The organism is Terricaulis silvestris (genome assembly GCF_009792355.1).
In the GTDB taxonomy this organism is placed as follows: domain Bacteria; phylum Pseudomonadota; class Alphaproteobacteria; order Caulobacterales; family Aquidulcibacteraceae; genus Vitreimonas; species Vitreimonas silvestris.
Genome location: NZ_CP047045.1, coordinates 1,052,672 through 1,069,681 on the forward strand (window position 1 = coordinate 1,052,672; position 17,010 = coordinate 1,069,681).

Genomic DNA, 17,010 nt, shown 5'->3' on the forward strand with positions numbered 1-17,010 from the left:
TACCGGGCAGCAATTCGGCCGGAGACACGCACATGGTCGCCTACAGATTTGATCCCGACTATACCATCGCGGGGCGCCACTACGCGCATCCGCTCATCCAGTGGCCAACGATTGTCGCGGGCGCAGTCGCCGCAATCGCCATCGGCTTTCTCCTGAACATGCTGGGCCTCGCCATCGGCGCCAGCGCCTTCAATCCCTACGAGATCAATAACCAAGACGAGACCATCTCCATCGGCGGCGGTCTATTTGTCATGTTCGCTCAACTCGTTGCATTTCAGGTCGGGGCCTACATCGCGTCACGCGGCGCGCGCTATCCTGACCACTTCGGCGGCCTGCTCACTGGCTTCCTGGTGTGGGCGTTTGCTGTCGCTGTCGCCGTCACGCTCGCGACCTTTGCCGCGTCCGGTGCCGTCAGCGGTGACTCGCTCCCGTCCGGTGTCGCCGAAACCATCGGCGAACTGAGCGATGCAACCGACGGGCAGGGCGCCAACGCCTCGGATCTCGCCACCGCCGGAGACACCGCCGACGCCATCGCCGCGCTCTCATGGTGGACTGTCGGCGCGCTCAGCTTGGGCCTTGCCGGCGCCGTCGCTGGCGGCTGGCTCGGCGCGCATCACCCGACATGGGAAGGCCGTCCGCGTCTCGACGACGGCGTTCCGTATCAAACCACCCCGCGCGTTTGAGGAGAGTGCATCGTGGAAGAACTGGGTAAAGGCTGTCTCCTCTGGGTCATCGGTATTCCGCTGCCGATCATCATCCTGCTTTTCTTGTTTGGAGTGCTGAACTAGGTTTTCGGATTGGCGGCGTCGTCGTCGCCAACCAGGAAGTGCCCGTGCATCGCGGCAATCGGCTGCCCGCGTTCGCCTTGCCAAGCTTCGGCTTGCACATTGGCGATGCGGCGGCCGATTTTTATGACCTTCGCCCGCGCAAACGTATCCACAGGCTTGCCTGATCGCAGATAGTCAAAGCCAACATCGATCGTCTTAGGAAATTTTGCGCTCTTGGACGCGATCGCTAGCTGCGTAATCGCTGTCAGCTCCATCAGCGCGCCCACCACGCCGCCATGCAGTGCTGGCAACAGCGGATTGCCGAGCAGATGCTCGGAGTAGGGCAGCACGAGCGTCAGCTCATCGCCCTTCAGCTCCGCGCGCACGCCCAGAAACGTCGCATACGGGATCCGCGCCAGCGCCGCCGTGAGCTGCTCTTGCGGCGTCACGACTTTTTCTCCGTTAAATTCGCGCCGAACTTCCGTGTCGCGTTGACCATGAAGGTCGCCGTTGCGTGCGCAATCGGATTGCCCGCGTCATCCTCGAACGCCACAGCGCGCACGAACGCCACGTTGCGCCCGATCTTGTAGCAATGCGCTTCCGCCAGCACGTCCCGCCCCGGCGTTGCGCCGCGCATGTAATCGATGCGGATGTCGATGGTCGCCACCATCGACGGCTCCTTCATCGCCAACACCGCCGCCATGCCGCAAAGCTGATCCAGGAACGTCGTGATCACGCCGCCCGCGATCACGCCCGTTTCCGGATCGCCCACCAGCTCAGGCTTGTACGGCGCACGGCCCCAAACGTGATTGCCCTCGAGTTTGGTCACCTCAAAGCCCAGCGCTCGGCCCTGCGGTGTCCATTTCATCATGGCCTGAATGCGCTCGAACACGTCGCCGCCTTCGCCGTAGTGAGTTTCGCTGGCCATTGGCCGGTGCTAGCAGCGCCCGCTGCGCCCCGCCATCAGATGAAATTGACGTAACGTCATTTTTGTGGTCGCTATACTGTCACGGGGAACGGTTCGGGGAGCGGGAATGAGCGAGACGGCAACGATCGAGCCGCTAGGCAAACGCGAGAAGACCAAGGCGGCCAACCGCCAGGCCATTCTCATCGCCGCGCGCGCCGTGTTTGCGCAGCTCGGCTACGAAGCATCCACGGTGCGCGACATCATCCGGGGCACCGATCTCGCGTCCGGCACCTTCTACAATTACTTCCGTTCGAAAGAAGAAGTGTTCGAAGCGCTGGCCGATGACGGCGCGCGCCGCTTCCGCCCGATTCTCCGTATGGCGCGGGAGAACGCCAAGAGCTTTGAGGATTATCTGTACAGCGCCTTCGTCGCCTATTTCCGATTCATCGTGGAGGACAATCGCGCCGAGGGCCGCCCGATCGACGAACGCCGCCCGCACGTCCTGCGCATGGACACGCCGGAGATGGTCTCAGTCTATCAGGAAGTGCGCCAAAGCCTGGAAGAATCGATCGCACGCGGCGACGCACCGCGCGTTGACGCAGACTATCTCGCTTGCGCTTGCATCGGCGCTGCGCAAGAGGTGGGTGCGGCGATGCTGCGCCGCTCACCTCCGGACATAAAAGGCGCGTCGGATTTCGCGACCGGCCTGATCCTGAAGGGTCTCGTCGGCGCGGCGCGCAAGGACTGACCGAAGAAGAAGAGGTACGAACCCCGTGTCCTGGCTGCGTAAGACGCTCGCCCAACTTGCATTATCGCGCTCCGAAGCCGCGTTGCTCAAAGCCTCCGGCGGCGAACCCCGCACCGTGCGCGGCATGACGCTGGACCCGCGCTTTCAATTCATCGAAGCCAAATCACGCGAACGCGGCGTCGATTGGGAGGCGATGACTCCTACGCGTCTACGCGAACAAGCCAACATGGGCACCGCCACGTTCGGCGGCTCTGCTGTCGGCGGCGTGCGCATTGAGAAAATCTACGTCACCGGCCGCAGCCATTCCGTGCCGTGCCGGCTCTATCTCCCGACCGTGCGCGACAATTCCGCGGCGATGATGGTGTATTACCACTTCGGCGGCGGCGTGATCGGCACGCTGGAAGATTGCCATCGCCTTTGCAGCATGATCGCGAAGGAAGCTGGCGCGCCGGTTCTCAGCGTCGACTATCGCCTCGCGCCCGAATACAAATTTCCCGCCGGACTCGAAGACGCGATGGCCGCGTACTCGTGGGCCGTCGACAACACCGCGCGCTATGGCGCGCCGGTGAAGAAGGCCGCTGTCGGCGGTGACTCGATGGGCGGCAATTTCGCCGCCATCGTCGCGCAGGAATTTCGCACCTCGAAGCCGCCGGTGCTGCAGCTGCTGATCTATCCCGGCCTCGACCTCGTCAGCGACACGCCCTCGATGCACGATTTCGCCGATGCGTTCCCGCTCACCAACGACACCGTCGATTATTTCATGAAGCAATACCTGCCCGAGAGCGCGGACCCTTCGGATCCGCGCGTCTCGCCTGGCCGCGCGCAAGACCTTCGCGGCCTTGCGCCGGCGCTAATCTACACTGCCGGTTTCGACATGCTGTTGGATCAAGGCGCCGCCTATGCGCATCGCTTGGAGGAGGTGGGCGTCAAGGCCGCCTACACCAATTTCGAGAACCTGCCGCATGGCTTCGTCGCGTTCTCGGCCGCGTCACCCAATGCCGAAGCCGCGATCCGTCGCATCTCGAAAGAAACAGCAGCCGCGCTAAAGGGTCAGCGCTAGGCGGCGTCGGCCTGGCGCAGCTTCTTGTCGACCATGCGCTTCAGGCTCTCGGCCACGCGCTGGCGCTCTTCGCAGAGCGCGTGTGGCAGGTGCACCAACTGGTGCAGCGCCGCGACGTGCGTGCGCACCACTTCCGGATCGAGCCTGTCTGTCGCGCCTTGCGCCGTCAGATAGCGAGCCATCTCGCGCGCGCCCAAAGTGAGGCTCGGATCACCGATCTGTTCGCCAACATCGACAAGGTCCTGCACAGCTTTGTAAACGTCCCGCGCCGCCTTCGCATCGCCAGCCGCCAGACTCTTCGCGCGGCCTTCCAGCTTCGCGACGCACGCGCGCGCCAGCTCGGATTTGAGATTCAATTCTTCATCGTCGCCGCTCACCAGCGGTTCGGGCGCTTCGTCATCCAGCCGCCGCAGCGGGCCAAGGTAATTCAGGTCAGGCCGACGCCGGCGCCGGCAGGGGCCGACATAGGCGGACGTCACCACGAACGGCTGCGGATTTGCGATCACCGTCCGCACGCGCTGCTGCAGCGCCAACGCCGAGATCGGTTTGCGCAGGTAGCCGTCAATGCCCGCGAGCCGCGCCGCTTCGACATCGGACGCCGCTCCACTCGTCGTCAGCATGAACATGGAGACGGCGCGGTTCGGCAGCTCTTCGCTCATGCGCACCCGGCGCACGAAATCGAGGCCGTCATTGGCGTCCTCGATCCATTCCATCAGCACGATGTTGGGATTGCTGCCGCGCAGCGCTTGCCAGGCTTCGACTGTGTTGGCCGCGCCGATCACGCGCCCAAAGCCCATGGCCCGCAACTGGTCGAGCGAAATGCCGCGCTCATAATGATTGTCGTCAAGCACAAGCGCCGTCAGCCCGGACGGATCAAATTGACCACCCCCAAACATCAGACGCACGTCTCCCCACAACAGCCGAGGATATTTACGCGAGATTGATTGAAGAAGTGCTGAGTGCGGGGGTTGATGAAGGGTTAAAGTATACTCCCTGCGCAGCGGGAGGTTGCGAGCGAAGCGAGCCGGAGGGGCGCGTTGCCCTAAGCCGTCAGCTGCCGCAACACAGAAGCTGAATCAAAGTAAACGCGCTCGCAAACGATCCCCGTGCCGCCGGGCTCAAACTCGAACACGGCCGCCATCCGCACCCGAACTTTTTTCCCCGTCGGCGCCAGCTCACCCTGCGGCGTCCGCATCGGCCCGAGATGCGTCCCTGTCAGCCAAAACTCCGCCAGCACAGCATCCTCCAGCGGCCGCAGCGCAATCACCTCATTGCCCTGATCCGGAAACGTCTTCCGCGACGCCGCGAAATAGGCCCGCACCGCCTCTTCGCCATCAAACACTTGGCCCGCGCCATAAAGCTCGTACCGGGGATGCTTGAACGTCGCGATCGTCGCGTCGAAATCGAGCCGCACCTCCGACGCCATGTGCTCCGCCACGATCGCCACGCGCGCGTCGTCCAGCACGCTCATGCGCCGCGTTCCTCCAACGCGCCGATGATCGTAATCTTCTGCCAGATCTTGCGCCCCAGGCCCGAGGTCAGGTTCTCGATCTCGTTCACGCCGTCGATCACCACGCTGTCGCGCATGCGATCGGCATAAAGCGCCGCCAGCTTCCCGATCAGCGCCAGCATTTCGGCGCAATAGTCCAAATACCGGGTCAGCTCGAACTGCGTCATCGTCCGCTCCGGCGACGCCGGCGTTTTCTGCGCATCGAGCACGATGGTCGGATCCTTCGTCAGCTGGTGCATGTCGATCACATGCGCCAGCGAGCGCAGCCGGTGGAGCGAATCCATCGCGCGCCGCCGCTTGCCGCGCTCCTCCAGCGTCAGCACGAACCACACCGCGCCGCCAAACAGGATCAGCAGGTTCACCGCCGCCTCCAGGCCCTGCACCAATTCCGGCGCACTCAGCATCGAACTCTGCACGCGAAGAAATTTGAACGCCGCAATCTGCGCCGCCACGCCGCCGAGGATCAGCAGCAGCGACACCGCCCGCCACCCGTACGACGGTCGCGCTAGCTGGGCCGCTTCCTTGGCGCTATGCTGCGCCGTCTCAATCAGCTCGCTGCACACACCAGCCAGTCCGGCATCCGGAAACCGCGCCACGATGCGGTCGCGCAATTTGTCCAGCGTGGAGAGGATCTGCTCCGCCCGCAGGTGCTGATAGCGTGCCGGCATCAAGCCCCGCTCAAATTGCGTTGCCGCTGCACGGAGCGCTCATTGAAGTCCTGGCCCAAAGCCGATCCCCGAAACTCGCTCACCGTCTCCGCCGCGAACCGTCGCCCGTTCGGCGCCGCCGCGCAAGTGATCACGATGTTCGCGCTATCGACTCGCACCAGCGGGAACGGGCTGAACGCTTCCGGGGTATAGAGCCGAACCCGCGTGACATCGCGCGCGGCCTTGTCGATCGTCATCTCGCCGCGCAGTCGGTTCGCGAACTGCCGCGCCTGTTCGCCGCGAATGCTTTCCGGCGTCGGCTGGAAGGCGTACACGGCGCTCGTCTCATCCTCGCGCACCAAGCGCACGTCGGCGACGCGGCCCATATGCTCGCTGGCGCACCACGACACGCCCTCGAACTCCTCCGCCATCCGATCGAACGCGCGGCGCTGATTGTTCTCCAGCTCGTCGCGCCGCGGCGACACCAGGCGCAGTCGCGGCGAACCGCTCGGGTCAAACCGCGCCCGCCAATTCAGCTTCGCCGTGTCGATCTCGACGTCGAACGCATAGTCCGCCTTCGCCGCGGCGGTCGCCGCCACGGCCTGCGCCAGCGCACCCGTCGCCGCGTTCTGCGCGACCGCCAACCCAGCAAATCCAATCACAGCAGCCGCAGCGGCCGCGCACACGATGCGAAACATGGTTCCGCACCCTATGTCCGATTGCGGCGGCGCCAAGGCCGAGCATCGCCGCCCATCCTATCCTGAGCTAGTTTTCACGCATGGATTCCGGCGACCTGCCATTGCCGCCACAGTTTGCCGCCTGGTTCGCCAGCCGCGGCTGGTCTCCGCGCGCGCATCAGCTGGAACTGATCCGGCGCGGCCAAGCCGGCCAAAGTACACTTCTCATCGCCCCCACCGGCGCCGGCAAAACGCTCGCCGGTTTCCTGCCCAGCCTGATCGATCTCGCACCCATCGCCGAAGAGGGCGGCATCAAGCGCCCGCACGAACTGCACACGCTCTACATCTCGCCGCTCAAAGCGCTCACCACCGACGTTGCGCGCAATCTCGAGACGCCCGTGCGCGAGATGAAGCTCAATGTTCGCGTCGAGACGCGGACCGGTGACACGCCGCCACACAAACGCCAACGGCAACGCGCGCATCCACCCGACATGCTGCTCACGACGCCGGAGCAACTGTGTTTGCTGATCGCCAGCGAACACGCGCGCGTTTTCTTCGAAGACCTCCAAGTCGTCATCATCGACGAAATCCACGCCCTCGCGCCGACGAAGCGCGGGGACTTGCTAACGCTTGCGCTAGCGCGCCTGCGGCGCTGGGCGCCGAAGCACCGGCGCGTGGGCTTGAGCGCGACGGTGGCGGATGAGACGAGCCTCGCCTCCTATCTCACCGGCGCAAGCAAAGAACCCTCTCCCCCCTCGCGGGGGAGAGGGCAGGGTGGGGGGGGGCGTGCCGACAATCAGGCGCCTGATCACCTGAACGCCCCCCACCCCCCAACCCCCGCCCCGCAAGGGGGCGGGGGAGTCGCGCGCGACCTAATTGTAAAAGCCCCACCCGGCGCACAGCCCGTCATCGACGTTCTCGACTCCGACGCCCGCATCCCCTGGGCGGGCCACACCGCGCGTCACGCCATGCCGGAGGTGTACGCCGCCATCAAACGCACCAAGCTCGCGCTCATCTTCGTCAACACCCGCGCCCAAGCGGAGATGACGTTCCAGGAACTCTGGCGCATCAATGACGACGGGCTCCCCATCGCACTCCACCACGGCTCGCTCGACGTCGCCCAACGCCGCAAAGTCGAAGCCGCCATGGCCGCAGGCCAACTCCGCGCTGTCGTCTGCACCTCGACGCTCGATCTCGGCATCGACTGGGGCGACGTCGATCTCGTCATTCAGATCGGCGCGCCGAAAGGCTGCGCGCGTCTGGTGCAGCGCATCGGACGCGCCAACCACCGCCTCGATGAACCGTCGCAAGCGCTGCTTGCGCCATCAAACCGTTTCGAAGTCCTCGAATGTCGCTCCGCGCAAGAAGCCGTGCTCGAAGGCGCGCTCGACGGCGCCGATCCACGCATCGGCGGCCTCGATTGCCTCGCCCAGCACATCATGGGCTGCGCCTGCGGCGAGCCGTTCGACGCCGACGAACTCTACGCCGAAGTGATCTCCACCTTCCCGTACGCCGATCTCCCGCGCAGCCAGTTTGACCGCTGCCTCGATCTCGTCGCCACCGGCGGGTATGCGCTGCGCGCCTACGATCGCTACCGCCGCATCGTGCAAGACCCGCACGACAATCGGTGGCGCGTGCGCAACGCCACTGTCGCGCAACAGCACCGCATGAATGTGGGCGCCATCATCGAAAGCGAGATGCTGGATGTGCGTTTGGCGCGACGAGCCGGCGTGCGGCGAAACCTTTCCTCCCCCGTAAACGGGGGAGGTGGTCGCGAAGCGACCGGAGGGGGTGCAACCGCTCAGCCGTCCGCCGCTCGTGCGCGCACCGCCCCCTCAGTCAGCTCCGCTGACAGCTCCCCCGCGCGCGGGGGAGCAAATCGTATCCCGATGATCGCCGGCCAACGCCTCGGCCAGATCGAGGAATATTTCATCGAAGGTCTCGCCCCCGGCGACACCTTCATCTTCGCCGGCAACATGCTCCGCTTCATCGGCGTCGAGGAAAATGCAGCCCTCGTCGTTCGCGCCCACGGCGAGGAGAACCCGCGCATACCCTCGTACGCCGGTGGCAAATTCCCGCTCTCGACCTTCCTCGCCGACCGCGTCCGCCACATGCTGCACGAACCGGCGCGGCAGAAGAAACTCCCCGCCCAAGTGCGCGACTGGATCAAGATGCAGAAGCGCCGCTCCGTCGTGCCGGCGCCTGACGAGATGCTGATCGAAACATTTCCACGTGGCCTGAAGCACTATTTCGTCTGCTACCCGTTCGAAGGCCGCCTCGCGCACCAGACGCTCGGCATGCTGCTCTCACGCCGCTTCGAACGCGCCGGCAAAAATCCGCTCGGCTTCCTCGCCAGCGAATACGCCGTCGCGGTTTGGGGCCTAGAGCCGATGGGCGATCTCGACTTCAATGCGCTGTTCGATGAAGACATGCTGGGCGACGATCTCGAAGCCTGGCTCGCCGAATCCACTTTGATGAAAGCGATGTTCGCCAAGTGCGCCGTCATCGCCGGCATGATCCACCGCAACGCACCCGCCGTCGAACGCAAGACCGGCCGCCAAGTCAGCTTCAGCGCCGATCTCATCTACGACGTGCTCAAGCAATACGAGCCCGACCACATCCTCATGCAAGCCGCCTTCGCCGACGCCGGCGAAGGCTATCTCGATCTAAAGCGCCTCGGCGGATTGCTCCGCCGCGTCAAAGGCCGTCTCATCCACAAAAACCTAGACCACGTCTCACCCTTCGCCGCCCCCGTGATGTTGGAGATGGGCCGCGTGCGCGTGGAGGGGGAAGCGGAGGAGGCGATCCTGGCGGATGCTGCGCGGCTGATTGAGGAAGCGATGGGGTAGGGCAGCAGACTCCGGAACGCGCTAATGCCGCGTCGATCCAGCGGCTTCAGCAATTGCCTTCATGCCCTCGTCAATTCGCCACATGTCGCTTTCGGCGATCTCCGAGGCGCCCGCAAACGCCGCCCCGATTTCCGCTGAGTTCAGCCACGTGACGATTGCGGTTCGCGTCTCTGACGCGACGTCGGCCCAAAAAAGTTGCTCGTGTGCGTCCATCGAAACAAGCGTGGGTAGTTCCATTGCAAGGTTAGCGATCTGCAACAACGCGTTGCCGCGTGCATCGCGTACCCATGCCTGAAGGATGGGCTGAATGTCTTCTCCGATCGTTGCGAGGGCGCACAGCCATTCCGAGGCACCACCCGCTTCGTCTGGATGCTGGGAAATTGCCCCCCGTAGCGCAGCCATGAAGACTTGGATTACTGCTGATCGTTCGGCCTCCGGCCACGACCGCCACTCCGCCATGTTGAGTCGCGATGCGATCACAGGCGGCTGAGTTCCCAACCAACTGGAATCGCGCACCGCCTGCTCTAGAATGCGCGGAAGGAAGTGCTTGTAATCTGTAACTGAGCCAACAGTCGTTAGCGCCCATCCTGCATACGGGCCGATTTGTTCTCCAGTGAGATCGCGAAGTGGCGCGCTGGATAGCGTCGCTAGAATCCTCGCTGGATCGCGCATTGACGATGCTTCCATCCGCTGCGGACGTAGATAGCCGGCGAACGCACCATAGGCCGCATCGAGTGCGACAAGGAGTGTGGGGCCAAGGGTCACCGATCCTGCATAACGCAAAAGATGCTCGATCGGCCAACACTCGCCATTCACCATTCCAGCGAAATCACCGCAACGGCCAGCACCTATGCCGCTTCGCCCCATCGCCATCGCCGCCAACATAGCCTAAACCGCCGCAAACCCTGCGAATGATCCGGCCCGGTGACAGCGCATCTGGCCCGAAAGACTTAACGCATGTCCGCCTTCGACAATGTCATCCCCGCGCTTGCGCGCGCGCTCACCGCGCGCGGCTTCGAAGCGCTGACCGCCGTGCAAAGCGCCGTGCTGTCGCCCGACGTGCAGGGCGAGGATCTTGTCGTCTCCGCGCAAACCGGCTCCGGCAAAACCGTCGCCTTCGGCCTCACGCTCGCCAACACCTTGCTCGACGGCCAAGCCAAGCTCGCGCAACCCGGCGCGCCGCAAGCGCTCATCATCGCGCCGACGCGCGAACTCGCCATGCAAGTGCGCGGCGAACTGGAATGGCTCTACGCGCCCATCGGCGGCCGTATCGTCTCGTGCGTCGGCGGCATGGATATGCGCGACGAACGCCGCGCTTTGAACCGAGGCGCCCACATCGTCGTCGGCACGCCGGGGCGTCTGGTCGATCACATCCGCCGCGGCTCACTCGAAATGCACGGCCTCAAAGCCGTCGTGCTCGATGAAGCCGACGAGATGCTCAATCTCGGCTTCCGCGAAGAACTCGAACACATCCTCGAAGCCTCGCCCGCAGAGCGCCGCACGCTCATGTTCTCCGCCACCATGCCGCGCCCGATCGAAGCGCTGGCGCAAAAATTCTTGCGCGACGCCGTGCGCCTCAACACCGGCGGCGGACAGAAGCAACACGCCGACATCGAATACCGCGCGCTCGTTGCGCAAGGGCACGAGTCTGAGAACGCCATCTTCAACGTGCTTCGCTACTATAATCCGACCAACGCCCTCGTCTTTTGCGGCACGCGCGCCGCCGTTACGCGCCTTGAGAGCCGCTTCTCAAACCGTGGCATGTCCGTCGTCGCGCTCTCCGGCGAACTCAGCCAGAACGCACGCACCCACGCGCTGCAAGCCCTGCGCGATCACCGCGCCCAAGTCTGCGTCGCCACCGACGTCGCCGCGCGCGGCATCGATCTGCCGGACCTGGAACTCGTCATCCACGCCGATCTACCCAAGAACACCGAAGCACTGCTGCACCGAAGCGGCCGCACCGGCCGCGCCGGCCGCAAAGGCGCGAGCGTTCTCATTGTGCCGTACTCAGCGCGCCGCCGCACCGAACGCCTGCTGCGCGACGCCAACATCAACGCCAAATGGGGCGAGCCACCGTCAGCGGACGACATCAAACGCCGTGATGACGAACGCTTGCTGGCTGATCCATTGCTGCAAGCGCCGCCGGAAGCGTCGGATCAGCAGATCGTTCGCGCATTGCTCGACCAACACGATCCTGTCCAAATTGCCGCCGCCTTTGTCCGCCTCTACCGCAAAGGGCAGGCGGCGCCTGAAGATCTCGCGCCAACGCAAGGTTGGACGCCCGAACAGCAACGCGCCGAACGCGCGCCACGCGGTAACGAAAACTTCGCCGGCGGCGCTTGGGTGTCGCTCTCCGTCGGCCGCAACAAGCAGGCCGAACCGCGCTGGCTCATTCCTATGCTCTGCAAAGCCGGCGGCCTGACCAAGCGCCAACTCGGCACCATCAAAATTCACGATCACGAAACCCACGTCGAGATCGACGCCGCCAGCATCGACGCCTTCATGTCCCGCATCGGCGGCGACGGCGGCAAGCTGGAAAAACAAATCCACGTCACCCGCATCTCACCGCCAAGCCAACAGCACGAACCCCGTCAACGCCACGAAGCCGCGCCCGCCTACACCGATCGCCCCCGCGCCAAATCGCACCACGCCAAACCAAGCGGCAAGCCGGAACGCGCGCGCACCGACGCCAAGCGCCCCAACCCCAAACACGCCGGCCCGCCGCCCGGCAAAAAGAAAAAGTGGCACCCAGCGGACTAGCGCGCCGTCCCTATGGAGCGCCGGCGTCCCCGCCGGCATGCGCCAGTACTGGCCTGCGAGACGCCGGCGCTCCATACTCGCGCCAAAACAGGGAGAAACCATGCGGGTGTTGTTTGTGGCGCTGATCGGCGCATTTCTTTCAACCAGCGCGACCGCGCAAGTCACCGACGCCACGCGCACCGCCAACGCCGAACTCGCCCAATCCCTCAACTGGGCTGACGTCGAAGATGAAGACTTCGCGCAACGCGGCTTCATCGCCGGGTGGGATCAACCGCAAATCCGCACTGCCGACGGCCGCGTCGCCTGGGACTTCACCGCCTACAACTTCCTGACGCCCGACGTCTCCGAAACAGTAAACCCCAGCCTCTGGCGCCAAGCGCGCCTGCTCGCGCGCGCCGGCCTCTTCCAAGTCAGCGACCGTGTCTATCAAGTCCGTGGCTTCGACATTTCCAACATGACGATCGTCGTCGGCGACACCGGCCTTATCGTCATCGATCCGCTCACCACCCGCGAACCCGCTGCCGCAGCGCTCGCACTTGCGCGCCGCACTATCGGCGATCGCCCCGTCATCGCCGTTATCTACACCCACTCCCACGCCGATCACTTCGGCGGCGTCGCTGGCGTTGTCGATGCGGCCGATGTCACCGCAGGCCGCGTGCAAATCATCGCGCCCGAAGGATTCATGGAGCACGCCGTCACCGAGAACGTCATCGCCGGCAACGCCATGAGCCGCCGCGCGCAATATCAATTCGGTGTCGGCCTGCCCGCCGGCCCAGAAGGGCAGATGACCTCCGGCATCGGTCTGCGCATTTCAACCGGCAACATCTCGCTCATCCCGCCAACCCGCACCATCGCCCGCACCGGTGAGATGCTGACCATCGACGGCGTCCGTATCGAATTCCAAGTGACGCCGGAAACCGAAGCGCCATCGGAGATGAATTTCTTCTTCCCCGATCTCGGCGTCCTCTGCCTCAGCGAAAACGCCAACGCCTCGATGCACAACATCCTCACGCCGCGCGGCGCGCTCGTGCGCGATGCGAAAGCCTGGGCCGACTATCTCACCGAATCCCTCCGCCTCTACGGCGACCGCACGCAGATCATGGTCACCAGCCACGCCTGGCCGCGCTTCGGCAACGACCGCGTCCGCGACTTCATCTCAGCCCACCGCGACGCCTACAAATATCTCCACGACCAAACCGTGCGTCTGATGAACTCCGGTTACACCGATCGCGAAATCTCAGAGCAAGTTCGCTTGCCGGACGCCCTCGCGCGCCGTTGGTTCAATCGCGGCTATTACGGCACCATGATGCATAATTCGCGCGCCGTGTATCAGCGCTATATGGGCTGGTACGACGCCAACCCCGCCAACCTTTACCCGCTCGCGCCGGAAGAGGAGGGCGCACGCTTCGTCCGCGCCATGGGCGGCGAAGCCAACGTGCTCGCCGAAGGCCAACGCGCCTTCAACGAAGGCGACTATCGCTGGGCCGCGCGCGTGCTCAATCAGCTGATCTTCGCCAACCCGAACAATCGCGACGCGCGCACGCTCCTCGCCAACACCCATCGCCAGATGGCCTACCAGGCCGAGAGCGCGATCTGGCGCAACATGTACCTTGTCGCCGCGCGTGAACTCGAAAGCGGCCCGCCGCAAACGCCAGGCGGCGTCACGCAAAGCGCAGCACTCGTGGCCGCTACGCCGACGAGCTACATCCTCGATCTCCTCGCTGTGCGCCTGAACCCAGAGCGGCTGGGCACACGCCGTTACGCCTTCAACCTGGTTTTCCCCGAGCGTAATGAAAGCTTCGGCGTCACCATCGCCAACGGCGTTCTGGTTCACGAGAGTGGCGTTACCGTCGCCGATGCGCCAACCATTACCGCCCCTCGCGCAGCATTCCTCCAGGCCATGGCCACGCAATCCATGCGTCAAGCTGTGCTTTCTGGGTCAATCCGCATCACCGGTAACAGACGCAGCCTTGAAGGCCTCGGCGAGGTGTTCGATACACCCGACCCCAACTTCGCTATCGTGACGCCGTAACGACTCAGATGCCGCTTTTGTCCAACCCCGCCGGCAAAACGCCACGACCGCGCAAAGCGTCCGTGCGCGCACTGCCGCCGATTGCGCTGGTTGACAACACGATAGAGTTTCGCCTCGCCGACACACTCGTCACCGCATTGCCCGACGGCGCGCTTTGGATCGCGGAGTCGAAAACGCTGATCGTCTCCGACGTGCACTTCGAGAAGGGCGCATCGTTCGCACGCCGCGGCCAGATGTTGCCGCCCTACGACACGCACGTCGCGCTGCTGAAACTCACCGACCTGATGCTGCGCCTGCAGCCCGACATCATCGTCTCGCTCGGCGACTCTTTCCACGATCGCCTTGGCCCCGCGACGATGGACGCGCGCGATCGCGAACTGCTGCAGTTGCTGATGTCGCGCTGCGACTGGGTCTGGGTCGAAGGCAATCACGACGGCAAAGCGCCAGAGACACTCGGTGGGGTCGCACGCACGGTGCTGCATGTCGGCGGCCTCGTACTCCGCCACGAGCCCACCGAAGGCGCGGCCCCCGGCGAAATCGCCGGCCACTTGCATCCGTGCGCGAAAGTCTCCGGTCGTGGTCGCAGCGTGCGCCGCCGTTGCTTCGCCTTCGACGGCGAACGCCTCATCATGCCCGCCTTCGGCAAATTCACCGGCGGCCTCAATCTGCGCGACGAAGCCTTCGAGCCGTTGTTTCCGAATGGAGCGCTTGCGTTGGTGCTCGGGAAAGATCGCGTGATGCCTGCGCCGAGCGAACGTTTGCTCGCGGACTAAAACCGCCGCAACACCGCTGCCAGCGGAATCATCAGGCACACAATCATCGCGCCACCTGTCAGCACTTGGCGCAACAGCGGATACCATTCCGGCGCGCCGGCATCCGCCGCACTGCGATGATCCCAAAGGTACTGCGCCGCGAACAGCCCCGCATAAATCGCAGCGCCGCCAAGCGCGCCCGGCACAAGCACCACGAACAACGCCAACGCCCAGCCCGCCAACCCCGGCAGCGCACTAAAGAACAATCGCCGCGCATCCGGCGCACGCGGTTCACGCATCAGCTCAAACCCGCAGCGCACGCCGCCGAGAAACGAAAGCAACACCGCTGCGTACAAAGCGAACGCCACCGCCGCCAGATGCGCCGTGTCGCCATGCTGCGACAGCGACACCAACCCAGCCACAGCCAGCGGCACGAGCCCCAGAAATCCAAGGCGAAGCGCCGCGCGCGGCAAATAGGGTGGCGGATCGGCGCTCACGTCCGCCGGAATATCAGAGCCGCGATCCAGCCGGCAAACAGCGCCAGCAGCACCGTCAGCACGCCATAGGCCCATGACGCAGCCGTCGCCAGATCGTGGATGCGTCGCTCAATGCCCACGCGCGAAATGCTGATCGGAATCCGCTGTGACGAAATCAGCCGTCCATCGCGAAACAAATAGGTGTCGGCATGATAGCGGGCGATCGGCGCATTCGAGGGTAGGCGCACCACGGCGCGGAATAGGCCGCCCTGATACATCGTCAACCCGCCACGCCGTTCCGGCGACGCGCGCCCCGAATACCACTGATACAAACCCTGATCGCGCCGCAGCCGCACCAGCGCTTGACGATACGCCGAAGGGTCGCCGCTCGACGGCACCGCGCTATCGAGTTGCGCTGAAGCCGCCGGATCGAGCTGGTACTGCCAGATCGATTGCGGTGTCGCGATCTCGCGCACTGGCCGGTTGCTAAGCACCGCGAAGAAGGAGGGCGCCTGCGCGAACCGCACCGGATCGCCGTTGATCCAAAGCCCCCACACACGGCGTTTGCGCAGCACCACCGCGCTTTCGCTCGGGCCCCGCACCACAACAACAATATCGCCGCGCCCGCGCCGATCCGGATTGACGCCGAACACCGTCACGTACGAGCCGCGATAATCCGAGCTCACCGTGATCTGCTCTTCCGCCACCGCCGCCGGCAGTGGGCTCCCGCCGTCACCCGATTGCTCTTCTTGCGCGCGCGCGGGTGCAACGCACAGCAGCAACGCCAGCGTGAGCAGGAGCGGCCTCACCACAAGCCTCCGCCCAGCACGTAATACTCAGTCGGCGGGATCACGAGGTCCCACAGGAACTTCACGCTCGCCGCGATCAGCAGCACGCCCAGCACGCCGCGAATGTGCTCGTTCTTCAAACCCGCGCCGACCCGCGCGCCAAACTGCGCGCCGATCACGCCGCCCGCCATCAACAACGCCGCCAACACCAGATCCACCGTCTGCGTCGCCGCCGATTGCAGGATCACAACTAGGCTCGCCACGATCAGCACCTGAAACAGCGACGTGCCGACCACCACGTTGGTCGGCATCCGCAGCAGGTAAATCATCGCCGGGATCAGAATGAACCCGCCGCCAATGCCCATGATCGCCGACAGCACGCCGATGCCGAAGCCAAGCACCAGCGGCGGGATCACGCTGATGAAAAGTCCCGAGCGCGGGAACGCGATGCGAAAGGGCAGTACATGCGCCACCGTCCGCGCCGGCCGCCGCAAAATGCTCACGCCGCGCGTCACCCGCCCGCGGATCAGCGCGTAGCTCTCCTGCACCATCAGGAAGCCGACGCCTGAGAGCAGCACGAGGTACAAAAGCGAGATGATGAGATCGAGCTGGCCCAACCGCAGCAGCCGCTCGAACAACCACACGCCCGAAGCGCTGCCCACAATGCCGCCGGTCGCCAGCAGCCATCCCATGCGCCAGTCCACGGCCTTACGCCGCGTCTGCGTCATGATGCCGGAGAACGACGTCGCCGCGATCTGGCTCGCGCCTGTCGCAACCGCGACAGGCGCAGGCACGCCCATGAAGATCAACGCCGGCGTCATGATGAAGCCGCCGCCGACACCCACCAGTCCCGACACAAAGCCGACGCAGCCGCTGACCAACAGGACAAGCAGCACGCTCACCGGCATTTCGGCGATCGGCAGGTAAATCAATGGTCCGCTCAGAGTTGAAGGTGCAGTGCGAGAGCGCCCTTATGCGCAGCGTCGCCGGGCAGGGCAACGGCGTTTACTCCGCGCAAATAACCCTCGTCATCCTGG

At 64.6% G+C, this 17,010-nt stretch carries 17 protein-coding genes; 7 read left to right on the forward strand and 10 right to left on the reverse strand.

Annotation, left to right across the window (positions count from 1 at the left end; genetic code table 11):
* The first annotated feature begins 32 nt into the window (after positions 1 to 32).
* Entirely contained in the window at positions 33 to 683 is a 651-nt protein-coding gene (locus tag DSM104635_RS05030; RefSeq protein WP_158765154.1) for a hypothetical protein, read from the forward strand.
* A 101-nt stretch (positions 684 to 784) separates the two neighbouring features.
* On the opposite strand, the gene DSM104635_RS05035 is transcribed toward DSM104635_RS05030, so the two are convergent.
* Together DSM104635_RS05035 and DSM104635_RS05040 are read right to left on the reverse strand one after the other, a co-directional pair.
* Complete coding sequence (locus DSM104635_RS05035) at positions 785 to 1,216, reverse strand: PaaI family thioesterase (RefSeq protein ID WP_158765155.1); 432 nt, start codon at positions 1,214 to 1,216, stop codon at positions 785 to 787.
* Positions 1,213 to 1,695: a PaaI family thioesterase gene (locus DSM104635_RS05040; RefSeq protein ID WP_158765156.1), complete on the reverse strand. Its 483-nt coding sequence runs from the start codon at positions 1,693 to 1,695 to the stop codon at positions 1,213 to 1,215. The genes DSM104635_RS05035 and DSM104635_RS05040 overlap by 4 nt, the downstream gene beginning before the upstream one ends.
* A gap of 106 nt (positions 1,696 to 1,801) precedes the next feature.
* Here DSM104635_RS05040 and DSM104635_RS05045 point away from each other — a divergent pair, with 106 nt between their 5' ends.
* Positions 1,802 to 2,422, forward strand: a complete 621-nt coding sequence (locus DSM104635_RS05045) for a TetR/AcrR family transcriptional regulator (RefSeq protein WP_158765157.1) — start codon at positions 1,802 to 1,804, stop codon at positions 2,420 to 2,422.
* 25 nt (positions 2,423 to 2,447) lie between these two features.
* On the forward strand, positions 2,448 to 3,482 hold the full coding sequence (locus tag DSM104635_RS05050; protein WP_158765158.1) for an alpha/beta hydrolase: 1,035 nt from the start codon (positions 2,448 to 2,450) through the stop codon (positions 3,480 to 3,482).
* Here DSM104635_RS05050 and DSM104635_RS05055 read toward each other — a convergent pair.
* From DSM104635_RS05055 to DSM104635_RS05070, 4 genes are all read right to left on the reverse strand, one after another.
* A complete protein-coding gene (locus DSM104635_RS05055; RefSeq protein WP_158765159.1) occupies positions 3,479 to 4,378 on the reverse strand; it encodes a response regulator in 900 nt (299 codons plus the stop codon). The genes DSM104635_RS05050 and DSM104635_RS05055 overlap by 4 nt on opposite strands.
* 146 nt (positions 4,379 to 4,524) lie before the next feature.
* Positions 4,525 to 4,953: an ester cyclase gene (locus DSM104635_RS05060; RefSeq protein WP_158765160.1), complete on the reverse strand. Its 429-nt coding sequence runs from the start codon at positions 4,951 to 4,953 to the stop codon at positions 4,525 to 4,527.
* Entirely contained in the window at positions 4,950 to 5,660 is a 711-nt protein-coding gene (locus DSM104635_RS05065) for a hypothetical protein (protein ID WP_158765161.1), read from the reverse strand. The genes DSM104635_RS05060 and DSM104635_RS05065 overlap by 4 nt, the downstream gene beginning before the upstream one ends.
* Positions 5,660 to 6,337: a hypothetical protein gene (locus DSM104635_RS05070; protein WP_158765162.1), complete on the reverse strand. Its 678-nt coding sequence runs from the start codon at positions 6,335 to 6,337 to the stop codon at positions 5,660 to 5,662. The genes DSM104635_RS05065 and DSM104635_RS05070 overlap by 1 nt, the downstream gene beginning before the upstream one ends.
* An 80-nt stretch (positions 6,338 to 6,417) precedes the next feature.
* Here DSM104635_RS05070 and DSM104635_RS05075 point away from each other — a divergent pair, with 80 nt between their 5' ends.
* Complete coding sequence (locus DSM104635_RS05075; protein ID WP_158765163.1) at positions 6,418 to 9,165, forward strand: DEAD/DEAH box helicase; 2,748 nt, start codon at positions 6,418 to 6,420, stop codon at positions 9,163 to 9,165.
* Positions 9,166 to 9,186: 21 nt separating this feature from the next.
* Here the strand turns inward: DSM104635_RS05075 and DSM104635_RS05080 are convergent, their stop codons facing one another.
* Positions 9,187 to 10,050: a hypothetical protein gene (locus DSM104635_RS05080; RefSeq protein ID WP_158765164.1), complete on the reverse strand. Its 864-nt coding sequence runs from the start codon at positions 10,048 to 10,050 to the stop codon at positions 9,187 to 9,189.
* Between the two features lie 72 nt (positions 10,051 to 10,122).
* On the opposite strand from DSM104635_RS05080, the gene DSM104635_RS05085 reads away from it, so the two are divergent.
* From DSM104635_RS05085 to pdeM, 3 genes are all read left to right on the forward strand, one after another.
* Positions 10,123 to 11,925 carry a DEAD/DEAH box helicase gene (locus tag DSM104635_RS05085; protein WP_158765165.1) on the forward strand — a complete coding sequence of 601 codons (1,803 nt, stop codon included), beginning with the start codon at positions 10,123 to 10,125 and terminating at the stop codon, positions 11,923 to 11,925.
* 100 nt (positions 11,926 to 12,025) lie between these two features.
* A complete protein-coding gene (locus DSM104635_RS05090) occupies positions 12,026 to 13,957 on the forward strand; it encodes an alkyl/aryl-sulfatase (RefSeq protein ID WP_158765166.1) in 1,932 nt (643 codons plus the stop codon).
* An 8-nt stretch (positions 13,958 to 13,965) separates the two neighbouring features.
* The gene (gene pdeM / locus DSM104635_RS05095) at positions 13,966 to 14,730 is read left to right on the forward strand and encodes a ligase-associated DNA damage response endonuclease PdeM (RefSeq protein WP_158765167.1); all 765 of its coding nucleotides are present in this window, start codon (positions 13,966 to 13,968) and stop codon (positions 14,728 to 14,730) included.
* Here pdeM and DSM104635_RS05100 read toward each other — a convergent pair.
* Genes DSM104635_RS05100 through DSM104635_RS05110 form a run of 3 tightly spaced genes read right to left on the reverse strand, consistent with a single transcriptional unit; the run spans position 14,727 to position 16,905 of the window.
* On the reverse strand, positions 14,727 to 15,206 hold the full coding sequence (locus tag DSM104635_RS05100; protein ID WP_158765168.1) for a DUF3429 domain-containing protein: 480 nt from the start codon (positions 15,204 to 15,206) through the stop codon (positions 14,727 to 14,729). The two genes, pdeM and DSM104635_RS05100, sit on opposite strands and share 4 nt — an antisense overlap.
* On the reverse strand, positions 15,203 to 15,994 hold the full coding sequence (locus tag DSM104635_RS05105) for a TIGR02186 family protein (RefSeq protein WP_158765169.1): 792 nt from the start codon (positions 15,992 to 15,994) through the stop codon (positions 15,203 to 15,205). The genes DSM104635_RS05100 and DSM104635_RS05105 overlap by 4 nt, the downstream gene beginning before the upstream one ends.
* Positions 15,991 to 16,905 (reverse strand): sulfite exporter TauE/SafE family protein, encoded by a 915-nt coding sequence (locus DSM104635_RS05110; RefSeq protein WP_228445871.1) that lies wholly within the window; start codon positions 16,903 to 16,905, stop codon positions 15,991 to 15,993. The genes DSM104635_RS05105 and DSM104635_RS05110 overlap by 4 nt, the downstream gene beginning before the upstream one ends.
* Positions 16,906 to 17,010: the final 105 nt, after the last annotated feature.